At 71.6% G+C, this 23,319-nt stretch carries 20 protein-coding genes and 1 riboswitch; of the genes, 4 read left to right on the top strand and 16 right to left on the bottom strand.

What is annotated here, in order from left to right; translation table 11 throughout:
- Positions 1-421: 421 nt before the first annotated feature.
- The 5 genes from lysX to AB0G15_RS15420 form a co-directional block, all read right to left on the bottom strand.
- Positions 422-1,924, bottom strand: a complete 1,503-nt coding sequence (gene lysX, locus AB0G15_RS15440) for a bifunctional lysylphosphatidylglycerol synthetase/lysine--tRNA ligase LysX (RefSeq protein ID WP_362839486.1) — start codon at positions 1,922-1,924, stop codon at positions 422-424.
- Positions 1,925-2,084: 160 nt separating this feature from the next.
- Positions 2,085-2,867 (bottom strand): type III pantothenate kinase, encoded by a 783-nt coding sequence (locus tag AB0G15_RS15435; RefSeq protein WP_350972521.1) that lies wholly within the window; start codon positions 2,865-2,867, stop codon positions 2,085-2,087.
- Entirely contained in the window at positions 2,867-5,425 is a 2,559-nt protein-coding gene (locus AB0G15_RS15430; protein ID WP_362839483.1) for an L-aspartate oxidase, read from the bottom strand. The genes AB0G15_RS15435 and AB0G15_RS15430 overlap by 1 nt, the downstream gene beginning before the upstream one ends.
- A gap of 260 nt (positions 5,426-5,685) precedes the next feature.
- A complete protein-coding gene (gene panC / locus AB0G15_RS15425; RefSeq protein WP_362839676.1) occupies positions 5,686-6,501 on the bottom strand; it encodes a pantoate--beta-alanine ligase in 816 nt (271 codons plus the stop codon).
- A 301-nt stretch (positions 6,502-6,802) separates the two neighbouring features.
- The gene (locus AB0G15_RS15420) at positions 6,803-7,693 is read right to left on the bottom strand and encodes a DUF2520 domain-containing protein (RefSeq protein ID WP_362839479.1); all 891 of its coding nucleotides are present in this window, start codon (positions 7,691-7,693) and stop codon (positions 6,803-6,805) included.
- Between the two features lie 331 nt (positions 7,694-8,024).
- Between AB0G15_RS15420 and AB0G15_RS15415 the strand changes: the two genes are divergently transcribed.
- Positions 8,025-8,990, top strand: coding sequence for an SAM-dependent methyltransferase (locus AB0G15_RS15415; RefSeq protein WP_362839476.1), 966 nt, complete (start codon positions 8,025-8,027; stop codon positions 8,988-8,990).
- A 191-nt stretch (positions 8,991-9,181) separates the two neighbouring features.
- Here AB0G15_RS15415 and AB0G15_RS15410 read toward each other — a convergent pair whose 3' ends face one another.
- Together AB0G15_RS15410 and AB0G15_RS15405 are read right to left on the bottom strand one after the other, a co-directional pair.
- Positions 9,182-10,381, bottom strand: a complete 1,200-nt coding sequence (locus tag AB0G15_RS15410) for a cytochrome P450 (protein ID WP_362695289.1) — start codon at positions 10,379-10,381, stop codon at positions 9,182-9,184.
- Between the two features lie 52 nt (positions 10,382-10,433).
- The gene (locus tag AB0G15_RS15405) at positions 10,434-11,306 is read right to left on the bottom strand and encodes a TerC family protein (RefSeq protein ID WP_362839474.1); all 873 of its coding nucleotides are present in this window, start codon (positions 11,304-11,306) and stop codon (positions 10,434-10,436) included.
- Between the two features lie 231 nt (positions 11,307-11,537).
- Positions 11,538-11,653: riboswitch (SAM riboswitch) on the top strand.
- Between the two features lie 52 nt (positions 11,654-11,705).
- On the opposite strand from AB0G15_RS15405, the gene AB0G15_RS15400 reads away from it, so the two are divergent.
- The 3 genes from AB0G15_RS15400 (at position 11,706) to AB0G15_RS15390 (ending at position 15,556) form a co-directional block, all read left to right on the top strand.
- A complete protein-coding gene (locus tag AB0G15_RS15400; protein ID WP_362839471.1) occupies positions 11,706-13,034 on the top strand; it encodes an aminotransferase class V-fold PLP-dependent enzyme in 1,329 nt (442 codons plus the stop codon).
- Positions 13,035-13,051: 17 nt separating this feature from the next.
- Complete coding sequence (locus AB0G15_RS15395) at positions 13,052-14,236, top strand: NADH-quinone oxidoreductase subunit D (protein WP_362839469.1); 1,185 nt, start codon at positions 13,052-13,054, stop codon at positions 14,234-14,236.
- Between the two features lie 207 nt (positions 14,237-14,443).
- Complete coding sequence (locus AB0G15_RS15390) at positions 14,444-15,556, top strand: acyltransferase (RefSeq protein WP_362839466.1); 1,113 nt, start codon at positions 14,444-14,446, stop codon at positions 15,554-15,556.
- A gap of 85 nt (positions 15,557-15,641) precedes the next feature.
- Here AB0G15_RS15390 and AB0G15_RS15385 read toward each other — a convergent pair whose 3' ends face one another.
- From AB0G15_RS15385 to tilS, 9 genes are all read right to left on the bottom strand, one after another.
- On the bottom strand, positions 15,642-16,094 hold the full coding sequence (locus AB0G15_RS15385; protein ID WP_362695298.1) for a DUF3180 domain-containing protein: 453 nt from the start codon (positions 16,092-16,094) through the stop codon (positions 15,642-15,644).
- The gene (folK, locus tag AB0G15_RS15380; RefSeq protein WP_362839463.1) at positions 16,091-16,588 is read right to left on the bottom strand and encodes a 2-amino-4-hydroxy-6-hydroxymethyldihydropteridine diphosphokinase; all 498 of its coding nucleotides are present in this window, start codon (positions 16,586-16,588) and stop codon (positions 16,091-16,093) included. The genes AB0G15_RS15385 and folK overlap by 4 nt, the downstream gene beginning before the upstream one ends.
- Positions 16,585-16,974 carry a dihydroneopterin aldolase gene (gene folB, locus AB0G15_RS15375; RefSeq protein WP_362839673.1) on the bottom strand — a complete coding sequence of 130 codons (390 nt, stop codon included), beginning with the start codon at positions 16,972-16,974 and terminating at the stop codon, positions 16,585-16,587. The genes folK and folB overlap by 4 nt, the downstream gene beginning before the upstream one ends.
- Positions 16,975-17,168: 194 nt before the next feature.
- Positions 17,169-17,609, bottom strand: a complete 441-nt coding sequence (locus AB0G15_RS15370) for a nuclear transport factor 2 family protein (protein WP_350972537.1) — start codon at positions 17,607-17,609, stop codon at positions 17,169-17,171.
- Positions 17,606-18,457 carry a dihydropteroate synthase gene (folP, locus tag AB0G15_RS15365; protein ID WP_362695301.1) on the bottom strand — a complete coding sequence of 284 codons (852 nt, stop codon included), beginning with the start codon at positions 18,455-18,457 and terminating at the stop codon, positions 17,606-17,608. Before folP ends, AB0G15_RS15370 begins: the two co-directional genes overlap by 4 nt.
- A 354-nt stretch (positions 18,458-18,811) precedes the next feature.
- Positions 18,812-19,396: a GTP cyclohydrolase I FolE gene (gene folE, locus AB0G15_RS15360; protein ID WP_362695303.1), complete on the bottom strand. Its 585-nt coding sequence runs from the start codon at positions 19,394-19,396 to the stop codon at positions 18,812-18,814.
- A 2-nt stretch (positions 19,397-19,398) separates the two neighbouring features.
- Positions 19,399-21,402 (bottom strand): ATP-dependent zinc metalloprotease FtsH, encoded by a 2,004-nt coding sequence (gene ftsH, locus AB0G15_RS15355; RefSeq protein WP_362839460.1) that lies wholly within the window; start codon positions 21,400-21,402, stop codon positions 19,399-19,401.
- 280 nt (positions 21,403-21,682) lie between these two features.
- Complete coding sequence (gene hpt, locus AB0G15_RS15350) at positions 21,683-22,240, bottom strand: hypoxanthine phosphoribosyltransferase (RefSeq protein WP_362695307.1); 558 nt, start codon at positions 22,238-22,240, stop codon at positions 21,683-21,685.
- A 12-nt stretch (positions 22,241-22,252) separates the two neighbouring features.
- Entirely contained in the window at positions 22,253-23,266 is a 1,014-nt protein-coding gene (gene tilS / locus AB0G15_RS15345; RefSeq protein ID WP_362839457.1) for a tRNA lysidine(34) synthetase TilS, read from the bottom strand.
- Positions 23,267-23,319: the final 53 nt, after the last annotated feature.

Raw genomic sequence — 23,319 nt, 5'->3', positions numbered from 1 at the left:
GGCCCGGAGACGGCCGGGGAACCGCTCCACCGCGACCCGGCCGCGCGGCTCGTGCTCCGGCTCGCGTCCACCGGCGCGGGACGGCCCGGGAAGGCCCGGGACGCGGGTCGGCGGAGGGGGCGGCGCGGCGCCGCCCGGTACGGCCGACCAGGCTCTCGGGCGCTCTCCCGGCCCGGCGCCCCACGGGATCCCGGCCGGATCACGCCCCGAGCCCGAGCGGTGACCGGGGTCGGCAGGGATCGCGTCCGGCCTCGTCCCCGGCGCGCGCACGGCCGGGGACCCGCCGCCTCCGCCCGGGGACCCGCCGTCGCCGCTCGCCGTCGCCGGGCGACGCCGCCCCTCATGGCGGTGGCACCGGGCCGTGGTGCCCGGCCCGGTGCCACCGTACGGGGATAACGTCCTCGCGCGCCGCCCGCCGGATTCAGCCGGTCGGCTTGACCAGCGGGAACAGGATGGTCTCGCGGATGTTCTTGCCGGTGAAGGCCATGACGAGGCGGTCGATGCCGAGCCCCATGCCGCCGGTGGGCGGCATCGCATATTCCAGGGCCGTGAGGAAGTCCTCGTCAAGCTGCATGGCCTCGACGTCGCCGCCCGCGGCGAGCAGGGACTGCTCGGTGAGGCGGCGGCGCTGCTCGACCGGGTCGACCAGCTCCGAGTAGCCGGTGCCCAGCTCGGTGCCGAAACCGATCAGGTCCCACTTCTCGGTGAGGAGCGGGTTGTCCCGGTGGGTGCGGGCCAGCGGGGAGGTCTCCAGCGGATAGTCCATGACGAACGTGGGCTGGACGAGCGTGTGCTCGACGAGGGCCTCGAAGATCTCCTGGACGAGCTTGCCCTGACCCCACTTGGCGTCCCAGTGGATCTCTCGCGCGTCCGCGAGCTTGCGGACGTGCTCCAGGGGCGTCTCGGTGGTGACCTCCTCGCCCAGCGCCTCGGAGACCGACCCGTACAGGGTGATCCGAGGCCACTTCGCCAGACCGAGGTCGATCTCCTGGCCCTGGTGGACGACCACGGAGTGGCCGAGTGCGGCCAGCACGGCCCTCTGGATCATCCGCTGGGTCAGGTCGGCGATGTCGTTGTAGTCGAGATACGTGCCGTACGCCTCCAGCATCGTGAACTCGGGGTTGTGGGTGGAGTCCGCGCCCTCGTTGCGGAAGTTGCGGTTGATCTCGAAGACCTTCTCCAGACCGCCGACCACCAGCCGCTTGAGGTAGAGCTCGATCGCGATGCGGAGGTAGAGCTCCATGTCGTACGCGTTGATGTGGGTCTTGAAGGGCCTCGCCGTGGCTCCGCCGTGGATCGGCTGGAGCATCGGCGTCTCGACCTCCAGGTAGCCCTCCTCGTGCCAGAAGTCGCGCACGGCCCGGACCACGGCGCTGCGGGTGCGGGCCATCTTCCTGGCCTCGTCGTTGACGATGAGGTCGACGTAGCGCTGGCGGACCCGCGCCTCGGGGTCGGTGAGCCCGGCGTGCTTCTCCGGCAGCGGGCGCAGGCACTTCGACGTGATCGCCCAGCGGTCGGCGAGGATGGACAGCTCGCCCCTGCGGGAGGTGATGACCTCGCCCTCGATGCCCACGTGGTCACCGAGGTCGACGTCGCGCTTCCACGCGGCCAGGGACTCCTCGCCCACCCTGTCCAGGGAGACCATGACCTGGAGGTCGCCGGAGCCGTCGCGGAGCGTGGCGAAGCAGAGCTTGCCGCCGGTCCTGGACAGCATCACCCGGCCGGTGACGCCCACTTTGTCGCCCGTCGCGGTGTCAGCGGAGAGATCAGCGTATTTCTGGCGGATCTCGGCGTTGGTCGCGGTGCGCGGGAAGTTCACCGGGTAGGGGTCGACGCTCTCGGAACGGAGGCGGTCGAGCTTCTCCCGGCGCACGCGCATCTGCTCGGGCAGATCCTCGGCGGGATTCGTCACGTCATCGGTCACAGTTCCAAAGGGTACCGATGTGGCGAACCCCGTGAGTTCGCCGGTCGTGCGGCGCGGAAGCCCGTCGCACGGCGCGGGAACCGGTCGTGCGGCGCCGGAACCGGTCGTGCGGCGCGGGGAGAGGCGCCTCCTCCGTGCCGCGGCTCCCGCAGGGGCGTTCTCAGGGGGCGTTGCGATGGTAGATCAGCCGCAGGCCGATCAGCGTGAGCCAGGGTTCGTGCATGTCGATAGAGCGCGCCTCGCTGACCACGAGCGGCGCCGCGCTGCCGGTGGCGACCACGGTGACGTCGTCGGGGTCGACGGCGAGCTCGGCCGCCATCCGCTCGACGATCCCGTCCACCTGGCCGGCGAAGCCGTAGATGATGCCGGCCTGGAGTGCCTCGACGGTGTTCTTCGCGATCACCGAGCGGGGGCGGATCAGCTCCACCTTGTGCAGCTGCGCCCCGGCCGCGGCGAGCGCGTCCACCGAGATCTCGATGCCGGGGGCGGTCACCGCGCCGACGTACTCCCCCTTGGCGGAGACGGCGTCGAAGGAGGTGGCGGTCCCGAAGTCGACGATGACGCACGGCCCGCCGTACAGCTGGATGGCCGCCAGCGCGTTGACGATGCGGTCGCTGCCGACCTCCTTCGGGTTGTCCATCCGTACCGGCACCCCGGTGCGGACGCCGGGCTCGACGATCACCGCGTTCACGTCGCCGTAGTAGCGGCGGCACATCTCGCGCATCTCGTTGAGCACCGAGGGGACGGTGGAGCAGATCACGATGCCGTTGACGTCGGCGCCCTTGAGCAGTGGCGACTGCCCGAGCAGCCCCTGGAGCACGACGGCGATCTCGTCCGCCGTGCGCCGGGCGTCCGTGGCGATCCGCCAGTGCTCGATGACGTCCTCGCCCTCGAAGAGCCCGAGAACGGTGTGAGTGTTGCCGACGTCGATGGCAAGCAGCATCAATTCCCCCGAAGGTCCAAGGCGATGTCCAGCGCCGGCGCCGAGTGCGTGAGCGCGCCCACGGCAAGGTAGTCGACACCTGTTTCGGCCACGTCACGAGCGACCTGGAGGGTCAGTCCCCCGCTGGACTCCAGCCGTGCCCTGCCGGCGACCAGCCGTACGGCCCGCGCCAGCTCCTCGACGGTGAAATTGTCCAACAGGATCTCCTCCGCTCCCTCGGCCAGCACCGGCTCGATCTGGTCGATCCGGTCGACCTCGACCTCGATCGGCAGGCCGGGGTAGGCGTCGCGGACCGCGCGGAACGCCTCGGCGACCCCGCCCGAGGCCACCACGTGATTGTCCTTGATCAGCGCGGCGTCCGAAAGCGACATCCGGTGATTGGTTCCGCCGCCGCACCGGACGGCGTACTTCTCCAGGGCGCGCAGTCCTGGCAGCGTCTTGCGGCTGTCCCTGATCCGGGCCCCGGTCCCCTCGACGGCCAGGACCCAGCGGCCGGTGAGGGTCGCGATGCCGGACAGGTGGGTGAGCAGGTTGAGCGCGGTGCGCTCGGCGGTCAGCAGGTCCCTGGTGGGACCGGTGACGGTCATCAGCACGTCGCCCCTGGCGACGCGCTCGCCGTCCTTGACCTTGCGCTCGGCCACCAGCCGGCCCTGGCCGAGGTGGGAGAACGCGCCCTCGGCCACGGCCAGCCCCGCGACCACGCCGTCCTCGCGGGCCACCACGTCGGCGGTGGCGGTCTGGTCGGCGGGGATGGTGGCGAGGCTGGTGACGTCGCCCGCCTCCTGCAGGTCCTCGGCCGCGGCGGCCTCCAGGATCGCGGTCACCGCCGCCGGGTCCAGGCCCGCCTCGACCAGGTCGTTCTCCACCTGGAGCGGCAGCGCGGTCGCGCGCCGCCCGTGCGGTACGTACGTCATGGCGGTTCCCTCCGCTGTCAGGGTGGTGTCGAGGTGGCCCAGCCACCAGTCGTCGTCGCGCTCGGGAAAGTCCTCACGCCAGTGTGAGCCCCGGGTCTCCCGGCGCTCGCGGGCGGCCGCCACGAGCGCGGAGGCGACCGTCAGCAGGTTGGTGGTCTCCCAGGACTCGGTGCACGGCTCCACCGCCACCGGGGTCCACCTGAGGTTCAGCAGGGCCCTGGCGACCTCGCCCAGGGACTCCTCGCCGCGCAGCACGCTCGCTCCCCGGCTCATGTGCCCCTGGATCCTGGTCCGCGCCCTGGGGTCGATCAGGCCGGTGGGCCGGTCGTCGGGGACCGGCTCACCCGCGACCGGCCGCGTCGCGCTCCCGCCGCGGGCGGTCCGTACCGCGTGGATGTCGGCGGCGATGCGCCCGGCGAAGACCAGGCCTTCGAGCAGGGAGTTGGAGGCCAGCCGGTTGGCGCCGTGCACGCCGGTGCACGCGACCTCGCCGCACGCGTACAGGCCGGGCACGCTGGTACGGCCGCGAAGGTCGGCGCGGACGCCGCCGCTGGCGTAGTGGGCGGCGGGCGCGACGGGGACGAGCTGGGTGACCGGGTCGATGCCGTGCTCCAGGCAGACCGCGTGGATCGTCGGGAAGCGGGTGCGCCACTTCTCCTCGCCGAAGTGACGGGCGTCGAGGTAGACGTGGTCGGCGCCGGTGGCGCGCATCCGCCGCATGATCGCCTTGGCCACGACGTCGCGGGGGGCGAGGTCGGCGAGCTCGTGGACGCCCTCCATGAACCGGGTACCGTCCGCGTCGACCAGCACGGCCCCCTCGCCCCTGACCGCCTCGGAGATCAGCGGCTGCTGGCCGGTGGAGTGCTCGCCGAGCCAGAGGACGGTCGGGTGGAACTGGACGAACTCCAGGTCCCTGACGACGGCGCCCGCGCGCAGCGCGAGCGCCACCCCGTCGCCGGTGGAGACGACGGGGTTGGTGGTGGCGGCGTAGACCTGTCCCATGCCGCCGGTGGCCAGCACCACGGCCCCCGCCGTGACCGCGCCCACCCCGTCGCGCTCGCCCTCGCCCATGACGTGCAGGGTCACTCCCGCGGTACGGCCCTCGGCGTCCTTGAGGAGGTCGAGGACGAGCGCGTGCTCGATCACCTCGATCCCCGACGCCGCGACGGCCTGGACGAGTGCCCGCTGCACCTCGGCCCCGGTGGCGTCGCCGCCCGCGTGCACGATGCGGTCGCGGCGGTGACCGCCCTCCCTGGTGAGCTGCAGCGCCCCCGAGGCGTCGGTGTCGAACCGGGCGCCCACCGCGATCAGGTCGCGCAGCGCGTCGGGCCCCTCGGTCACCATGGTCCGGACGGCCTCCTCGTCGCAGAGTCCGACTCCGGCCACGAGCGTGTCCGACAGGTGTTCCTCGGGGGTGTCCCGCGGGTCGAGCACTGCGGCGATGCCGCCCTGGGCCCAGCGGGTCGAGCCGGACGACAGGACGTCCTTGGTGACGACCAGAACCTTCGCCCCGGGGTCGAGGGCGACGTACCGCAGTGCCAGGGTGAGGCCGGCGACGCCGGAGCCCACCACGACCACGTCCGCCCGTACCGTCCAGCCCGGAGCGGGAGCGGTCAACCTCTGGGGAATGGCCGGGATGCTCATAGCCGCCTCCTCGCGGGGTTCATTAGAGGCTGTTGATTTCGTCAGTGTGACGATAACGCGGCCTCCGCGGCGGCTGTTCCCCGGGGTAGGACATTTCGCCCGAACCTTGAAATCACCGCAGCTCGGGAACGTACGCGGCAGCTCACCGGTTACCGCTCGCCGCCGGCCGCCCATCGGTCACCGGCTCCCACGGGCCGCTCACCGCTCACCGGCGGGAGCCGGTCACCGCTCACCGGCTCCCGCCGGCGAGCGGCCGGGAGTCAGCGGACGTCGAGCGTGACGTTGTCGATCAGCCTGGTGGACCCCACCCTGGCGGCCACCGCGAGGATCGCCTCACCCGCGTGGTCGTCGCCGACCGCCGCGAAGGTCGCGGGGTCGACCAGGACCAGGTAGTCGAGCGCCAGCGACGGCTCGGCCTCCAGGACGGCGAGCGCGGCCCGGCGGATCTCCGCGGGCGCGCGCCGCCCGGCCCCCGCCGTCAGGGCGCGCGACAGGGCCAGGGCCGTCACCCGGTCGTCCGGCGACAGGTAGCGGTTGCGGCTGGACAGCGCCAGGCCGTCCGGCTCGCGGACCGTGGGCCCACCGACGATCGAGACCGGCAGGTTCAGGTCGGCGACCATCCTGCGGATCACCGCGAGCTGCTGCGCGTCCTTCTGCCCGAACACCGCCACGTCCGGCTGGACCAGGTTGAACAGCTTCAGCACCACGGTCAGCACGCCGTCGAGGTGGCCGGGCCTGAACTCCCCCTCGACGACCGAGCCCATCCCGCCCGCGGAGACCCCGACCTGCCTGTCCGGCAGGTACATGTCCCCGGCCGAGGGAGCGAACACCACGCTCACCCCCTCGGCCTCGCAGACCTCGAGGTCGGCGTCGAACGTACGGGGATAGCGGGAGAAGTCCTCGGTGGGCCCGAACTGGAGCGGGTTCACGAAGATGCTCACCGCCACGTGCGCGGCCCTCTCGCGGGCCAGCCGGATGAGCGAGCGGTGCCCCTCGTGCAGCGCGCCCATGGTCGGCACGAGCGCCAGCGTGTTCCCCCCGCCGAAGCCGGAGGAGGCGCCCGCGCCGATCCCCAGTGCCTCACGGGCCTTGAGCAGCCCTGCGCGGTCGTCCGCCACGATCACTGGAACCTCCCGGGGGTGCTCCGGCTCCCGGGCCGGAGAGGAATGACGGTCGTCGGAATCCGCCGGTTCCCTTCGCCGGGCGGATTCGGCTCACCGGATCAGCTAACCGGATCGGGTCGCCGGGGCGGGCACCGGGTCGGCACGGGAGCCCCCGGGGCCGTACTCCGCCTCCCCAGGACGATCTCGTACGTCCCCCGGTCCCCTCAGGCCGTACATCGCCTCCCAGGGCGATCTCCGCACGCCTTCGGGCCCCTCAGGTCCATATGTTGCCGCCCAGGGCGTCCAGGAGGCGCTCGGCGGCCTCGGGCTTGAGCAGCCCGGCCGCCAGTGCCCGGTCGGCGGTGAGCCTGGCGAGCGCCACGTAGGCGTCCGCCGCCTCGGGGGCGGCGAGGATCAGCGCGTCCACGTGCCTGCGGACGGTCCCGGCGTCGCCGCGCACCACCGGGCCGGTGAGCCCGGCGATGCCGAGCCTCAGCACGTTCTCCAGGGCCGCGCCGAGCAGCGGGCCGAGCATCCGGCCCGGCTGCTCCACACCGATCTTCTCCAGCAGCTCCGAGGACTCCGCGATGAGCGTCACCATGTGGTTGGCCGCCTGGGCCAGGGCCGCGTGGTAGAGCGGCCGGTCCTCGTCGGCGATCCAGACCGGCTCGCCCTCCATCTCGATGACGAGGGCCTCGGCCACCGGGCGGAGCGGGTCGGGAGCGGTCACCCCGTACGAGATCCCGGTGAGGCGGCGCAGGTCGTCGTCGCGGCCGGTGAAGGTCATCACGGGATGCAGCGCCAGCGGCAGCGCCCCCGCCTTGATCGCCGGGTTCAGCACGGCCAGGCCGTACGCGCCGCTGGTGTGGGCCACCAGCTTGCCTCGCAGATCGGTGCCGGTCTCGACCAGGCCGGAGACCAGGCCGGGCAGCACGTCGTCGGGGACCGTCAGCAGGACGAGGTCCGCCCCGGCCACCACGTCCTCCGGCCGGGTGGGGGCGAGCCCGAGCCGCTCGACCGCCCGCTCCCTGGAGGCGTCGGAGACCCCGCTCACCGCGACCACCCGGTGCCCCGCCCTGACGAGCGCGGCGCCGAGCGCCGAACCGACCCTGCCCGCTCCAACCACTCCGACGGCCAGCCGTGCCGGGCGATCGACTGCGTCCATGACGTCCCGTCCTTCGACCATGTGGGGCTCCGTGCCCGATTGACCAGCGTAACGGGCCATGCCGTCGCAACTGTGGCAAGACGCGGGTTCGTAGCGGTCGGTAGCGGAGACGAGGCCCTCCCCGAGGGGTCCCGGGCGGGCGAACCGGGAGCGTACCGGGCCCGCAGGAGAGCCCGCAGGCCCGGCCCACGCGGCGATCCAGCCGGCGCCGCGCCGACACGACGTCGACAACGATCGCGCAAACCGGTGACAGAATGTAGTCATGCATTCACTCGAAGCGTCAGCGCGAGTCGATCTCGTTCCCCCGCCCCGGCGGGTAGCGTCTGAGAGCGTGTGGCTCACCTGGCGTGCCGCGATGGAGCATGCGCTCTACGGCGAAAGCGGCTTCTACATCCGGGAGCGCCCCTCCAGCCATTTCCGGACCTCGGTCGGCGCCTCCCCTGTCTTCGCCGAGGCCGTGCTGCGCGAGCTGGCCGCGACCGACGAGGCGCTCGGCGGCCCCGACCTGCTCGACCTGGTCGACATCGGCGCCGGTGAGGGCGAGCTGGCGGCGGGTGTGCTCGCCGCGGCGCCGCCCGCGCTCCGGTCGAGGCTGCGCGTGACCGCGGTCGACCTGGCGCCCCGGCCGCCGTCGCTGCCCGGGGAGATCGTCTGGTCGAGGGCCGCGCCGGACGGGATCCACGGGCTGGTGATCGCCAACGAGTGGCTCGACAACGTGCCGGTCGACATCGCGGAGCAGACGGCAGACGGGCCCCGGCTGGTCATGGTCAACGTCACCGACGGTGAGGAGCGCCTCGGTGGCAGGCCCTCCGAGGCGGATCTCGCCTGGCTGGACCGATGGTGGCCGATGCGGGCCATCGGGGAGCGGGCCGAGATCGGCAGGCCGCGCGACAGGGCCTGGGCGTCGGTGATCGTACGGCTGGCGCGCGGCCGGGCGATCGCGATCGACTACTCCCACGCCCTGGACGACCGGCCGCCGTACGGCACGCTGGCCGGCTACCGGGACGGGGCGATGGTCGCGCCCGTGCCCGACGGCTCGTGCGACATCACCGCCCACGTGGCGCTCGACGCCTGCGCGGCCTCCGGCGAGAGCGCCGGAGCCGTCACGACGGCGCTGACCACGCAGCGCGAGGCGTTGCGCGCTCTCGGGATCACCGGAGGCCGCCCGCCGGTCGAGCAGGCCAGGAACGACCCTCGCGGTTACCTGCAGGCCCTCGCGAGGGCCTCGGAGGAGGCGGAGCTCATCGCCGCGAGCGGTCTCGGCGGGTTCGGCTGGCTGTCGCAGAGCCGTCTCTGACCCGCGGAACCGGCGTCGTTCCGGCGGGGTCCGCGGCCCGGGCGGCGAGCCCGGCGGGGCCGGCGGGGTACGCCGCCCGGCCGCCGTGCCCTCGTCGGCGGACGGCACGGGCCGGGCACACCCGCGACCCGTCCGCTTGGGCCGTTTCGATCACTTCTTCGGCCGCTTCGACCGCTTCGTTCCAGGCCGGTTCAGACCCGCACGTCGAGGGAGGTGAGACCCCGGATGACGTAGCCCGGCCCCCAGGCAGGCTCGGCGGCGAGTTCCATCTTCGGGGCCTTGCGCAGCAGGGCGCCGAAGGACTCGATCAGCTCGACCCTGGCCAGCGGTGCCCCGAGGCAGAAGTGGATCCCGGCGCCGAAGGAGATGTGCGGGTTGTCGGCCCGGCCCACGTCCAGGCGGGCGGGGTCGGCGAAGACCTCGGGATCACGGTTGGCCGAGCCGAACAGCAGCGCCACCTCGGTGCCGCGCGGGATGTCGACCCCGCCCACCGAGATGTCCTCCAGCACCCAGCGCTCGAACATCTGCAGCGGGGTGTCCCAGCGCATCAGCTCCTCGACCGCCGTGGGCAGCAGGGCGTGGTCGGCACGGAGCCGGTCCAGCTCGGCCGGGTTGCGGAACAGCGACCACCAGCCGTTGCCGGTGACGTTGACGGTGGCCTCGTGCCCGGCGTTGAGCAGCAGCACGCAGGTGCCGACCAGCTCCTCCTCGGTGAGCCTGTCACCCTCGTCGGCCACCAGGGCGAGCGCGCTGATCAGGTCGTCGCCGGGGTCGGCCCTGCGGGCGCGGGCCAGCTCGACGAGGTAGGCGGAGAACTCCTCGGCCGCCCGTACGGCCGTGTGCTGGGCCTCGACCGACGGCTGGAGCTCGTACATGCCGCAGATGTCGGCCGACCAGGGCCGCAGCAGGTGCCGGTCGGCCTCGGGGACGCCGAGCATCTCGGCGATCACGGTGACCGGGAGCGGCTCGGCGACCTCGGCGATCAGGTCTCCGCCGCCGCGCTCGACGAAGGCGTCCACCAGTTCCCCGGCCATGCGGGCGACCTTGGGGCGGAGCGCCTCGACCATGCGGGGGGTGAACGCCTTCGACACCAGCCGCCGGAGCCTGGTGTGCACCGGCGGCTCGACATCGAGCATTCCCGCCCTGATCACCCGCCAGAACGGGTCCTGGAACTCGGGGTCGTCCGGCCTGCCGAACTCCTGGTGCGAGGCCACGTGCAGGTAGGAGCGGCCGAGCCTGCGATCCCGCAGCAGCGCGTTGACGTCGGCGTGCCTGGCCACCAGCCACTGGCCGGTCGGCTCGAAGAAGCTGACCGGCCGCTCCCGCCTCAGCTCGTCGTAGACGTCATAGGGGTGGGCGACGAATTCCGGATTCCAGGGATCAAAGCGCACGTAAGCATCGTAATCCCCGGTTCAGGATCCGGCCCGCTCGGTAATCCCCGGTTCAGGATCCGGCCCGCTCGCCCGGCTTCCCTCCTTCGGCCGGCTCGTCCGCCCGGCCCGCCGGAGCCCCCTGAACCACCGGCGTCTCCGGGCCGGCCCCGCCCTCGGCTCCCTCGGTTCCCTCGACTCCCTCGGTCTCGTAGCGGGAACGCAGCTCGACCGGCTTCCGCCTCGCCTTGCCGCGCATCCGGATGTTCAGCAGCTCCACCAGCAGCGAGAACGCCATCGCGAAGTAGATGTAGCCCTTGGAGATGTGCTGCTCGAACCCCTCGGCGATGAGCACGACGCCGACCAGCACCAGGAAGGACAGGGCGAGCATCTTGATGCTCGGGTGCCGGTCCACGAAGCGGCTGATCGGCCCGGAGGCGACCAGCATCACGATGACCGAGACGATGACGGCCGCGATCATGACACCCAGCTCGTCGACCATGCCGACCGCGGTGATCACCGAGTCGAGCGAGAAGACGACGTCGAGGATCATGATCTGGATGATCACCGAGGTGAAGGACGAGGCGACCTTGCCCTCGGAGTGGCCGGAGTCGCCCTCCAAACTGCCGTGCATCTCGTGGACGCTCTTGGCCAGCAGGAACAGGCCGCCGAGTATCAGGATCAGGTCGCGCCCCGATATCCCCTGGCCGAAGACCTCGAACATCGGTTCGGTGAGCCTCACCACCCACGACAGCGCCAGCAGCAGCAGGAGGCGGCTGATCAGGGCGACGGCGAGGCCGAGCTTGCGGGCCTTGTCGCGCTGCTCGGGCGGGAGCTTGCCCACCAGGATCGAGATGAAGATGATGTTGTCGATTCCCAGGACGATCTCCAGGGCGACAAGGGTGAAGAAGCCTATCCATATCTCCGGGCTGGTCACCCAGTCCATTGCTTTCTCCTTCGTCGGCCGACGCCCGCACACCGTCGGCTGGCTGCCCGAACGCTTCTTCGGCTGACTCCCAGGACGACCGGGAGACGCTCCGAGTTCCTTCCCTCTCATCACGCTTCGCTGGCAAATTCGCCGGGCGGTCCCGGCAGCGCTCGCTCCTGCCCCGATATCGGGTTGATCACGTTTCGGACTTGCGGGGCACTGCGGGGTGTCGGTTATAGTTCCCCCGTAGGTCATGAGTGCCAGTGACAAGCCCCGGCTCGCTGGCCGGCAACCCTCGCGTCCGCGGCGGGGTGCCCCGGGTGAGGACCTGGTCCGGCACGAGGTGTGCCGGGCAAGCGCGGGCTCCAGGCACCTGTGTCATGGGTTGGGGTCCGATGACCTCGAAGGAGCCCTGGCATGTCCACCCTGACGATCCTCAGCACCCCCGAGAGCACCCCAGAGAGCGCCGCCGTCGCTCCGGTGACCGTCCCCGAGACCCATGTATCCGGCGTGTCCGGTGACCGCCCGATCCCGGCCGTGCTCGGCTCGGACCTGGAGGTCCCGGTCAGGGGCGGCAGGCTCGTCCGCTACGCCAACCTCGACTACGCCGCGAGCGCCCCCTGTCTGGAGCCGGTGAGCGCCGCCGTCGCCGCCGCGCTCCCGGCCTACTCCAGCGTCCACCGCGGCGCCGGGTACGCGTCCCAGCTGACCACGGCCCGCTACGAGCAGGCCAGGCACACGGTGCGCGCCTTCGTCGGCGCCCGTCCCGACGACTCGGTGATCTTCACCCGCAACACCACGGACGCGACCAACCTGCTGGCCCGCAGCCTGCCCGAGGGCACCACCGCCGTGGTCTTCGACACCGAGCACCACGCCTCGCTGCTGCCCTGGGAGCGGGTCGTGCGGCTGGCGGCCCCCGCCTTCCCCGGCGAGGCCGTCCGCGCCGCCGACGACGCGCTCGCCTCGATCGACGGCCCCAAGCTGCTGGTCGTGACCGCCGCCTCCAACGTCACCGGAGAGCTCTGGCCGATCGCCGCGCTGGCCCACATCGCCCACCGCCACGGGGCCCGCGTCCTCGTCGACGCCGCGCAGCTCGTCCCGCACCGCAGCCTCAACCTGACGGCGCTCGACCTGGACTACGTGGTCTTCTCCGGCCACAAGCTCTACGCGCCGTTCGGCACCGGCGCGCTGATCGGCCGTTCCGACTGGCTGGCCGAGGCCGAGCCGTACCTGCGGGGCGGCGGCGCGGTGAAGGCCGTGAACGACGACGGCACCGAGTGGCACGACGACCCCGAGGCGCGGCACGAGGCGGGAACCCCGAACGTGCTGGGCGCCGTCGCGCTCGCCGCGGCCTGCGACGCCCTGACCGCCACCGGCTGGACCCCGCTGGTCCGCGAGGAGGAGCGCCTCCTCGGGCGCCTGCGCGCGGGCCTCGCCTCCGTCCCCGGCGTGCACGAGCTGTCCCTGTGGGGCCCGGACCACCCGCGCGTCGGCATCGTCTCCTTCGTGGTGGACGGCTTCACCGCCCGCGAGGTCGCCGAGGCCCTGTCCGGCGACCACGGCATCGGCGTCCGCGACGGCAAGTTCTGCGCCCACCCCTTCGTACGACACCTGCTGGGCGCCAAGGACGGCGGCTGCGACGACGTCACCGCCTCCGCCGTCCGCGCCTCCATCGGCATCGGTACCACCTCCGAGCACGTCGACCGGTTGATCGGCGCCCTGCGGGATCTTGCCTCGCGCGGCTGACGTGACAGCATGGCCCTATGACTGAAGGCGCGCCCCGTGAGCTGAACGTGGGGCTGGGAGCCGGGGCCGAGGCCGTGCGGGGGGCGCACGGCAAGGAGCTCGCGACCGAGGACATGATCCTCAACATCGGGCCGCAGCACCCGTCCACGCACGGCGTGCTGCGGCTGCGGCTCACCCTGGACGGGGAACGGATCGGCTCGGCCGAGCCGATCGTGGGCTACATGCACCGGGGCGCGGAGAAGCTCTTCGAGGTGCGCGACTACCGGCAGATCATCGTGCTGGCCAACCGGCACGACTGGCTGTCGGCGTTCGCCAACGAGCTGGGCGTCGTGCTCGCGGTGGAGCGGATGCTCGGCATGGAGGTGCCGGTCAGGGCGGTCTGGACGCGCACGCTGATGGCCGAGCTCAACCGGGTGCTCAGCCACCTGATGTTCCTCGGCTCCTACCCGCTGGAGCTCGGCGCGATCACCCCGGTCTTCTACGCGTTCCGGGAGCGCGAGACCCTCCAGGCCGTGATGGAGGAGATCTCCGGCGGGCGCATGCACTACATGTTCAACCGGGTCGGCGGCCTGAAGGAGGAGATCCCTTCAGGGTGGACGGGCCGGGTCGCCCAGGCCGTGGCCGACGTGCGGCGACGGCTGCCCGACATCGAGAACCTGATCGCCGGGAACGAGATCTTCCTCGCCCGCACGCGCGGGGTGGGCGTCCTCGACCGCGAGACGATCATGCAGTACGGCGTGAGCGGCCCCATCGCCCGCGCCTCCGGCGTCGACGTCGACCTGCGCAGGGACGAGCCGTACCTCGCCTACGGCGAGCTGCCGGTGAAGGTCGTCACCCGGTCGGCGGGAGACTGCCACGCCCGCTTCGAGGTGCTGCTGGAACAGGTGAAGGTCTCCCTCGACCTGGCCGACGCCTGCGTGGAACGGCTCCTCGACCTGCCCCCCGGGCCGGTCAACCAGCGCCTGCCCAAGGTGCTGAAGGTCCCCGAGGGCCACACCTACGCCTGGACGGAGAGCCCGCTCGGCCTGAACGGCTACTACCTGGTCTCGCGCGGGGAGAAGACGCCGTGGCGGATGAAGCTCCGCTCGGCCTCCTTCAACAACGTCCAGGTGCTGCGCGAGATGCTTCCCGGCCACCTGCTCGCGGACATGGTCGCCATCCTGGGCTCGATGTTCTTCGTCGTCGGCGACATCGACAAGTGACGAGTAAGGCACGGTTGGAACCGCATGATCGAACCCGGTGAGGATCAGGAGAGGGCGGCTCCCCCCGCCCCCTCCACGCTCCCCACACCCCCGGCACCCCCCGCCCCCTCCACGCTTCCCGCACCTCCCGCCACTCCCGTTCCGGGAGCCCCCGGACCCGCCGCGACCGGAACCGCCGGACCTCCCGCCACCGCGACCTCGGAGCCCGTGCCGCCAGAGGTCCCTCCGGCCGGGGGCGGGCCACGGCGGGACCGGTACGTCGACTGGCTGCGCGCGTTCAGCCTGATCGTCGTGGTCGTGTGGCACTGGGCCTTCACGATCCTGCAGTGGGGCCCCGACGGCCCCTCACCGACGAGCCCGCTGGGCTTCACCTCGGGGCTGTGGATCCTGACGTGGCTGCTGCAGGTGCTGCCGCTCTTCTTCTACGTGGGCGGACACGTCCACCTGCTGTCGTGGAACCGGGCCTGCGAGCGCGGGGTCGGCATCGGCACCTTCGTGTGGCGGCGCATCCGGAGCCTCGCGATCCCCGCGCTGGCGCTGGCCGGTACCTGGATCGTGTTCGGCGCGCTCGTGGCGTGGGCGTTCGGGATCGAGTGGATGGACCGCGTGGTCCTGCTCGTCATCAGCCCGCTCTGGTTCATCGGCGTCTACCTCGTGCTGATCGCCCTGCTCCCGATCTCGCTCTGGCTGCACCGGCACTACGACGTACTGGCCCTGATCTGGCTGGCGGGGGCGGCGCTCGTCGTCGACGTGCTACGGCTGCGCTACGGGTACGAGGCCGCGGGCTGGCTCAACATGATCATCGTCTGGGGGCTGGCCCACCAGGCGGGTTTCTTCTACGACAGGGTGGTGGAGCTTCCCCGCCGCTTCGACGTCGCCATCCTGTGGACCGGGCTGTTCGCCCTCTTCGGCCTGGTCTACTCGGGCATCTACCCGGGCTCGATGGTGGGCGTTCCCGGCGACAAGCTCTCCAACATGGCGCCGCCCACCTTCGTCATCGTGGCACTCCTGATCTTCCAGATCGGCCTGGTGGAGGTGCTGAGGCCGTCCATGGAACGCCTGCTCGAACGTCCCAGGTGGCAGCGCGTGAACGAGACGGTCAACCGGTTCGCGCTCCCGCTGTTCCTGTTCCACACGACCGGCATGGCGATCTGGGTGGCGCTGACCTGGTGGCTGGTGGGCGGCGGGCCCGGCGTCGGGGTGCGGCCGGACCTGTTCTGGTGGCTGGAGCGCCCCCTGGCCGTCGCCGGGGCGCTGGTCTGCACGCTCCCGGTCATCATGCTCTTCGGACGCAAGTGGACGGCGAGGCGACGACGCTAGCGTGGCCCCGCCGGGGCGGGGCCGGCGTCCCGCCCGGGCGGCGGACGGCCGGGGCGGGACCTACGCCGGGGCCGGCACCGGAGCCTCAGCGGTCGTCGTCCGCGGAGTCCTTGGGCACCTTGCAGCAGTGCTCCAGGTACAGGGCCGAGCAGATCAGCAGCACGCACACCAGCATCGACCCGCCGGTGATGAAGAAGTCGCGGCGGGGGACCTCCTGCTCCAGCAGCTCCACCGTGTAGAGGGTGAACCCGGCGAAGATCCCGCCGAAGATCGCCCCGCCGTACGCGGAGGCCTTGGCCAGGGCGGCCAGGCGGGCCACGGCCAGGGGCTCGACGGGCTTGGTGTCGGGCTTGCGCTCGATCCTGGCCTTCGTCATCCACCCGCTGTAGAACTCGCCGATCGCCAGCAGCAGCACCGTCGGGATCGCCGTCCACGGCACGGTCGGCAGATCCGAGTAGAGGGGCCTGAGGAGCGCCCAGGTGAGGATCGCGAACACGATGAAGATCCCGATGAGGACACCGGGGCGGGTGGGCTTCACACGGGCCTCTGGAGGGTCAGGTCGGGGCGCGGCCGTACGTAGCCCTGGTCGAGACCGGCCAGCAGGTCGGCCACCCGGCGCCCGGAGAGGACGGCGCCGGGATCGGCCCGCACCCAGGGGACCAGCACGAACGCGCGCTCGTGCGCCCTGGGGTGCGGCAGGGTGAGGTCGGGGTCGTCCATGACGACGTCCCCCACGGTGATCAGGTCGACGTCCAGGGTGCGCGCTCCCCAGCGCTCCACCCGGACCCTGCCGAAGGCGTTCTCCACACCTTGAGCACGATCGAGGAGCGCCCGAGGTTCCAGCGCGCTCTCGGCGATCACCACCGCGTTGAGATAGGCGCCCTGTTCCGGACCGCCGACCGGGTCGGTCTCGTAGACCGGCGACACCGCGACGAACGTGAGCTCCGGCCTCTCGAAGAGGGCCTCGAGCGCGCCTCGCAGGGTGCCGAACCGGTCGCCCAGATTGCTGCCGAGCGCCAGGACCACCCTCATGCCCGGCCCCGGGTGATCGTCACGATCACGTCGTCGAACGGCAGCGGGATCGGCGCGGCGGGCTTGTGCACGCTCACCTCCGCCGCCTGGACGAGCTCGCGGGCCAGGCAGACGTCGGCCAGGCGCTGGGCGAGGGTCTCGATCAGGTCGACCGGCTCGCCTCCCACGACCCTCGCCAGGTCCTCGGCGAGCTCGCCGTAGTGGACGGTCCTGGTGAGGTCGTCACCGGCCGCCGCCGGCGCCGTGTCGAGGAACAGGGTGACGTCGACGACGAACTCCTGGCCGAGCTCCCGCTCCGCCGCCAGCACGCCGTGCCGCCCGCGCACCCGCAGCCCTCTGAGGCTGATCCGGTCGCCGGCCGTCCTGCCGGACTCGCCCGCCGGCAGGCCGTACCCCACGGCCCCGGACGCGCGCAGGGCCAGGTTCTCCAGCGGATCCAGCGGCAGGCCGCCGATCGGACCGCCGACCGGCTCGTCGGCCGGATCCCCGATCAGGTCGTCGACGCCGTCGTCGATCCGCAGGGGCCGCCCCTCGGCCACCGGGTGGCCACCCCCGCCGGACCGTTCACCGGTGCGCTCGCTCACGCGGCTTCCTCTTCCTCGTCCTCGTCGTCTCCCTGCAGCACGGGTGAGCCGTGGTGCAGCCAGAGCCGCCACCCCGCCGACGTCCGCACGAAGGTGTTGCTCGCGACCACCTTGCCCGCCGCGAAGCTGGAATCACCTTCGTCGCCCGCGGTGAGGATGTTCTCCTCACAGGTGAGGATGGCGACGTCGCCCAGGACCATGACGCGGACGTCGGTCAGCACGAACTGGATGTAGGGCGTGTTGGCCATGATGAGCGCCCACGAGCGCAGCACCTCCTGCCGGCCGTTCACGATCGGCCAGCCGGGGTGGACGCAGCTCACCTGCTCGCCCTCGATGTCCTCGGCCCAGATCTCGGTCATCCGGTCGAGGTCGGCGTCCTCGATGGCGGTGTAGAACGCCTGGTTGACCGTCTCGACGGCGGTGGTGTCGACGCTCATGATCTCGCTCCCTGAACTGCGGCAGCCACACGGACGGCGTCCGCGTTCGGACGGACGTCGTGCACGCGCACACACCAGGCCCCCGCCTGCGCGGCGAGCGCGGTCACGGCGAGCGTGGCATCGTCACTACGACTGAAAGGGCGCGGCACGCCCTCCGGGTCGGCCAGGAGGCGACCCAGGAAGCGTTTCCGCGAGGCGCCGACGAGCAGCGGGTAACCCAGCTCTCCGAGCCTGTCGATGCCCGCGATCAGCGCCCAGTTGTGCTCGGGGTTCTTGGAGAAGCCCAGCCCCGGGTCGAGCACGATCTGCTCCTCCGCCACCCCCTCGGCCAGCACCGAGGCGATCCGCTTGGCGAGCTCCTCACGCACCTCGGTCACCACGTCGCCGTACACGGCCCTGCGGTCCATGGCGTGACTGTGCCCCCGCCAGTGCATCACCACGTACGGCACGCCGGAGGCGGCCACGACCCTCGGCATCGCCGGGTCGGCCAGCCCTCCGCTGACGTCGTTGACCAGCTTCGCCCCGGCCCGCACGGCCATCTGGGCGACCTCGGCCCGCATGGTGTCGACGCTGACGGTGACGCCCTCGCGGCTCAGCCCCCGGATGACCGGCTCGACCCTGGCCAGTTCCTCCTCCAGCGGCACCCGCGCGGCGCCGGGCCTGGTGGACTCGCCGCCGACGTCGACGATGTCGGCGCCCTGCTCGACCAGCTCCAGGCCGTGACGCACGGCCACCGCCGGGTCGAACCACCTGCCGCCGTCGGAGAAGGAGTCGGGAGTCACGTTGACCACGCCCATGACGAGGCACCGGCCCGCGTCCGGCAGCCCGGGCACACTCCACGTAGTCATGGCGACAAGCCTAGGCGTTGCGCCCTGTACGCCCGTCTCGTGGGTCCGGCTTGCGCCATAACGAATCCGCACACCCGTCACAGGGCGGACGGCCCTCGGCCGGTGTCCCGCCCGGAACGTCTGGCTGGCATGCGTTCTCCTCCACTCGGAGCCGGCGGCTCCGCGAGACCCTCGGGCGTGGCCGTCTCGATCCGAGAATCGGAGAGAACCCGATCGGGGCGCCCTGCCCTGCCGGGTGTGGCGATATTAGCCCGGCCAAGGTCGGCTTGGGGGCGGAAACCCCGCCCAGGCCGCCGATCGGCGGTCCGGGCGGGGTCGGCGTCCGTACGGGCTCTCGAAAGCGCGGGACGGCGATCAGCGGATGATGAGGGCCATCGCCTCGGCGCGGGTCTTGTCACTGTTGCGGAAGTCCCCGCGCACGGCCGAGGTGATCGTCTTGGCCCCTGGCTTGCGGACCCCCCGCATGGTCATGCAGAGGTGCTCGCACTCGATCACGACGATGACCCCCCGCGGCTCCAGCACGTTCATGAGCGCGTCGGCGATCTGGGAGGTCATCCGCTCCTGCACCTGGGGGCGCCTGGCGTACACGTCGACGAGGCGGGCGAGCTTGGACAGGCCGGTGACCTGCCCCTTCGCGTTCGGGATGTAGCCGACGTGGGCGACGCCGTGGAACGGCACGAGGTGGTGCTCGCAGGTCGAGTAGACCTCGATGTCGCGGACAAGCACCATCTCGTCGTGGTCGACGTCGAAGACCGTGGTCAGGACGTCCTCCGGGGTCTGCCCCAGCCCGGCGAACTGCTCCGCGTAGGCGCGGGCGACGCGGGCGGGGGTGTCCCGGAGCCCGTCGCGGTCGGGATCCTCGCCGATGGCGATGAGGATCTCCCGGACCGCGCCTTCCAGCCGGGCCGCGTCGACCTGGAGCGGCTTGGCACCCCCCACGTTCAGTTCACGTCCTTGGGCGAGACGTCGGGGTGACCCGTCCCCGCCGGAAGGGCGCCGTTGCCACCGGCCTCGCCCGTGGGGAGCGCGCCGTTGCCGGACTGCTCCTTGCGGGACAGGATCGGCGGACGGTTGGAGGGCAGCCGCTTGCCGTAGCCGGAGTAGGAGGGCCTCTTCTCCTTGACGACGACCGGAGCGAAGATCTGCAGCACCTGGTCGCGGGAGAGGGTCTCCTTCTCCATCAGCTCCAGCACCAGGTTGTCGAGCACGTCGCGGTATTCGACGAGGATCTCCCAGGCCTGGTCGTGGCCGGACTCGATGAGGCGGCGGACCTCCTCGTCGATCGTGGAGGCGATCTTCTCGGAGTAGTCGCGCTCGTGGCCCATCTCGCGGCCGAGGAAGACCTCGCCGTTGCCGCTGCCGAACTTGCGGGCGCCGAGCTGCTCGCTCATGCCGTACTCGGTGACCATGCGGCGGGCGATGGAGGTGGCCTTCTCGATGTCGTTGGAGGCGCCGGTGGTGGGCTCGTGGAAGACGAGCTCCTCCGCCGTACGGCCGCCGAGGAGCATCGCGAGCTGGTCCAGCATCTCCGAGCGGGTCGCGAGGAACTTGTCCTCCATCGGCAGCGTCATCGTGTAACCGAGGGCGCGTCCGCGGGACAGGATCGTGATCTTGTGGACCGGGTCGGAGTTGGGCAGCGCGTGCGCGACCAGGGCGTGCCCGCCCTCGTGGTACGCGATGATCTTCTTTTCCTGGTCCGACATGACGCGGGACTTGCGCTCGGGGCCGGCCATCACGCGGTCGATGGACTCCTCGAGCAGCTCCATCGTGATCAGCTTCTCGTCGGCCCGCGCGGTGAGCAGCGCGGCCTCGTTGATCACGTTGGCCAGGTCGGCGCCGGTGAAACCGGGCGTCCGGCGGGCGATGATGTCGAGGTCGACGCCCTCGGCGAAGGGCTTGCCGCGGCCGTGCACCTTGAGGATGCCCTTGCGGCCCTCCAGGTCGGGACGGTCGACGGTGACCTGGCGGTCGAAACGGCCGGGACGCAGCAGCGCCGGGTCGAGGATGTCGGGCCGGTTGGTCGCGGCGATCAGGATCACGCCGCCCTTGACGTCGAAGCCGTCCATCTCGACGAGGAGCTGGTTCAGCGTCTGCTCGCGCTCGTCGTGGCCGCCGCCGAGACCGGCGCCGCGGTGGCGGCCCACCGCGTCGATCTCGTCGATGAAGATGATCGCCGGAGCGTTCGCCTTGGCCTGCTCGAACAGGTCGCGGACCCGGGAGGCGCCGACGCCGACGAACATCTCCACGAAGTCGGAGCCGGAGATGGAGTAGAACGGCACCCCGGCCTCACCGGCGACGGCCCTGGCGAGCAGGGTCTTGCCGGTTCCGGGCGGGCCGTAGAGCAGGACGCCCTTGGGGATCTTGGCGCCGATCGCCTGGAACTTCGCCGGGGCCTGCAGGAACTCCTTGATCTCCTGGAGCTCCTCGATGGCCTCGTCGGCACCCGCGACGTCGGCGAAGGTGGTCTTCGGAGTGTCCTTGGTGATGAGTTTCGCCTTCGACTTGCCGAAGTTCATCACCCGGGAGCCGCCGCCCTGCATCTGGTTCATGATGAACAGGAAGAACAGCACGATGAGAACGATCGGCAGGAAGCTCACCAGGAGCCCGAGAAGGAAGTTCTCCTTGGGCACGTCGACGTTGTATCCGCCGGGCAGCTTGTTGGCGGCCTCGGCCGTCTGGAGCCTGTCGGCGAGCTGCACGCCCTGGCCCGTCACCCACGAGGAGTAGTAGCGCTTCTTGTCGGTCAGAGTGACCTCGATGCGCTGGTCCTTGTCGATGATCTTGGCGTTGGAGACCTTGCCCTCGTCGATCCAGCTGATGATCTGGGAGGTGTCGCGTCTCTCGAAGTTGCCCTCACCGCCCCACATGGTGGTGACGAGAAGAAGCAGAACGACGATGCCCAGGATCCACAGCAGTGGCCCACGTGTAAATCGCTTGAGATCCATCCGATGCGGAACCCCGGCGGGCCCGTCCCTTCCTGACCAGAGCCTGGCAACCCCGGGCGAACCCGGGGTTCGCGGTATCCCTAACCGCTCCAACTGACTACCCAGAGACGGCGGGAGGCCACCTCTTCGGTTGTCCGAAGGTACACCGGCATGACGCGCGGGGTCACCGCGCGGACAGACCGGCTTTGCCCTACCAACGTACGTCAGGTAGGTCCGTGTTCCCCGCCGCTATGGGCAATGTCGCGTTTGTGGATGGCTCACTTCGCGCAGGGCGTACTTTTCAGCCCGCTCCGTATACGTGAGGGGCGAGAGTTCCGATGAAGGGAAGGTTGCGGTAGCGCTCGGCGTAGTCGAGGCCGTAACCGATCACGAACTCGTTGGGGATGTCGAAACCGATGTACTTCACGTCGATGGGCACCTTGACCGCGTCCGGCTTGCGCAGCGCGGCGCAGATCTCCACCGAGGCGGGATTGCGCGACTTCAGGTTGTGGACCAGCCACGACAGGGTCAGGCCGGAGTCGATGATGTCCTCGACGACCAGCACGTGACGTCCGGCGATGTCGGTGTCGAGGTCCTTGAGCACGCGCACGACGCCCGACGACCTGGTGCCCGCCCCGTAGGAGGAGACGGCCATCCAGTCCATCTGCACGGGCAGGTGCAGGGCCCTCGCCAGGTCCGCCATCACCATGACCGCGCCCTTGAGCACGCCCACGATCAGCAGGTCCTTGCCCGCGTAGTCCTCGTCGATCCGGCTCGCGAGCTCCTTGATCTTGGCTTGGAGCTCTTCCTCGGGAATGAGGACCTTCGAGAGGTCCCGGCCCATATCGGCTGCGTCCACCTGGGATTTTCCTTACGAAACGGGGCTGGCTGGCTGTCTGGCGAGTATCAGGGTGTCATACCGCCGAACCGCGCCCACCCCCCCGGGCACCTCTACGCGCCGTTGCCCCCGCCACGCCGTGACCAGACGGTCGACCTGCAGGACGTGCGAGGCCGCCAGCGTGCCCGGCGGCGCTCCCGCGTCGATCGCGGCCCTCCGCAGCACCCTCCGCCGCACGGCGGCCGGGAGCTTCTCCAGGTCCCGTACGGCCAACGTCACCGTGCCGATATCGCTAAGAGCGCAATCTCGTACGGCGACGCGGGCGTAGACCTCTCCTGCCCAGGCGTCCAGCGCGTCGGCGTCGTCGCGGCACAGGGACGCGGTCCTGGCGAGCGCCTCGGCGACGCCGGGGCCGAGCTCGTCCTCCAGGGCGGGCAGCAGCCGCTCGCGGACCCGGACCCGGGTGTACCGGGGGTCGAGGTTGTGCGGGTCGTCCCACGGGGCCAGGCCGAGCGCCGCGCAGGCCGCCGCGGTCGTCGCCCGGCCGAGCTCCAGCAGCGGCCGCCGGTAGATTCCGGCCCGCGCGGGCATCCCGGCCAGCGACCGGGTGCCGCTCCCCCTGGCCAGCCCGAGCAGCACGGTCTCCGCCTGGTCGTCCCTGGTGTGCCCGAGCAGCACGGCCGCCGCCCCCAGGCGCTCCGCCGCCTCGGACAGGGCGGCGTACCTGGCCTGCCTGGCCGCCGCCTCCGGCCCCCCCGAGGTGCCGACGGAGACGGGCAGCGCCTCGGCGAGGTCGAGCCCCAGGCCGGGCGCGAGCCGTACGACGTCGCCCGCGCGCTCGCCCGAACCCTCCTGCAGGCCGTGGTCGACGCTGAGCAGGCCGGCGCGGAGCCCGGCGCGGGGCGCCGTGAAGCCCAGCGCGGCGGCCAGGGCCAGGGAGTCGGCGCCGCCGCTGCACGCGGCCAGCACCAGAGCGCCCGGCTCCAAATCGCCCAGTGCGAGCCGTACGGCGCGCCGGATGTCGGCGACGGCGGGATGCGGACCCATGCCCGCCATTGTCCCGGCCTCGGACGGGACGGCGACACGACCACCCCGCTCGC

The organism is Streptosporangium sp. NPDC023825 (assembly GCF_040639575.1).
In the GTDB taxonomy this organism is placed as follows: domain Bacteria; phylum Actinomycetota; class Actinomycetes; order Streptosporangiales; family Streptosporangiaceae; genus Streptosporangium.
This window is presented reverse-complemented; position numbering and strand designations above follow the sequence as displayed.

Excerpts from the sequence above, each read along its gene's own strand:
- AB0G15_RS15435 (WP_350972521.1), bottom strand. The coding sequence starts at position 2,867 with ATGCTGCTTGCCATCGACGTCGGCAACACTCACACCGTTCTCGGGCTC.
- AB0G15_RS15430 (WP_362839483.1), bottom strand. The coding sequence starts at position 5,425 with ATGAGCATCCCGGCCATTCCCCAGAGGTTGACCGCTCCCGCTCCGGGC.
- AB0G15_RS15420 (WP_362839479.1), bottom strand. The coding sequence starts at position 7,693 with ATGGACGCAGTCGATCGCCCGGCACGGCTGGCCGTCGGAGTGGTTGGA.
- AB0G15_RS15405 (WP_362839474.1), bottom strand. The coding sequence starts at position 11,306 with ATGGACTGGGTGACCAGCCCGGAGATATGGATAGGCTTCTTCACCCTT.
- AB0G15_RS15400 (WP_362839471.1), top strand. The coding sequence starts at position 11,706 with ATGTCCACCCTGACGATCCTCAGCACCCCCGAGAGCACCCCAGAGAGC.
- AB0G15_RS15395 (WP_362839469.1), top strand. The coding sequence starts at position 13,052 with ATGACTGAAGGCGCGCCCCGTGAGCTGAACGTGGGGCTGGGAGCCGGG.
- folK (WP_362839463.1), bottom strand. The coding sequence starts at position 16,588 with ATGAGGGTGGTCCTGGCGCTCGGCAGCAATCTGGGCGACCGGTTCGGC.
- AB0G15_RS15370 (WP_350972537.1), bottom strand. The coding sequence starts at position 17,609 with ATGAGCGTCGACACCACCGCCGTCGAGACGGTCAACCAGGCGTTCTAC.
- folP (WP_362695301.1), bottom strand. The coding sequence starts at position 18,457 with ATGACTACGTGGAGTGTGCCCGGGCTGCCGGACGCGGGCCGGTGCCTC.
- ftsH (WP_362839460.1), bottom strand. The coding sequence starts at position 21,402 with ATGGATCTCAAGCGATTTACACGTGGGCCACTGCTGTGGATCCTGGGC.
- tilS (WP_362839457.1), bottom strand. The coding sequence starts at position 23,266 with ATGGGTCCGCATCCCGCCGTCGCCGACATCCGGCGCGCCGTACGGCTC.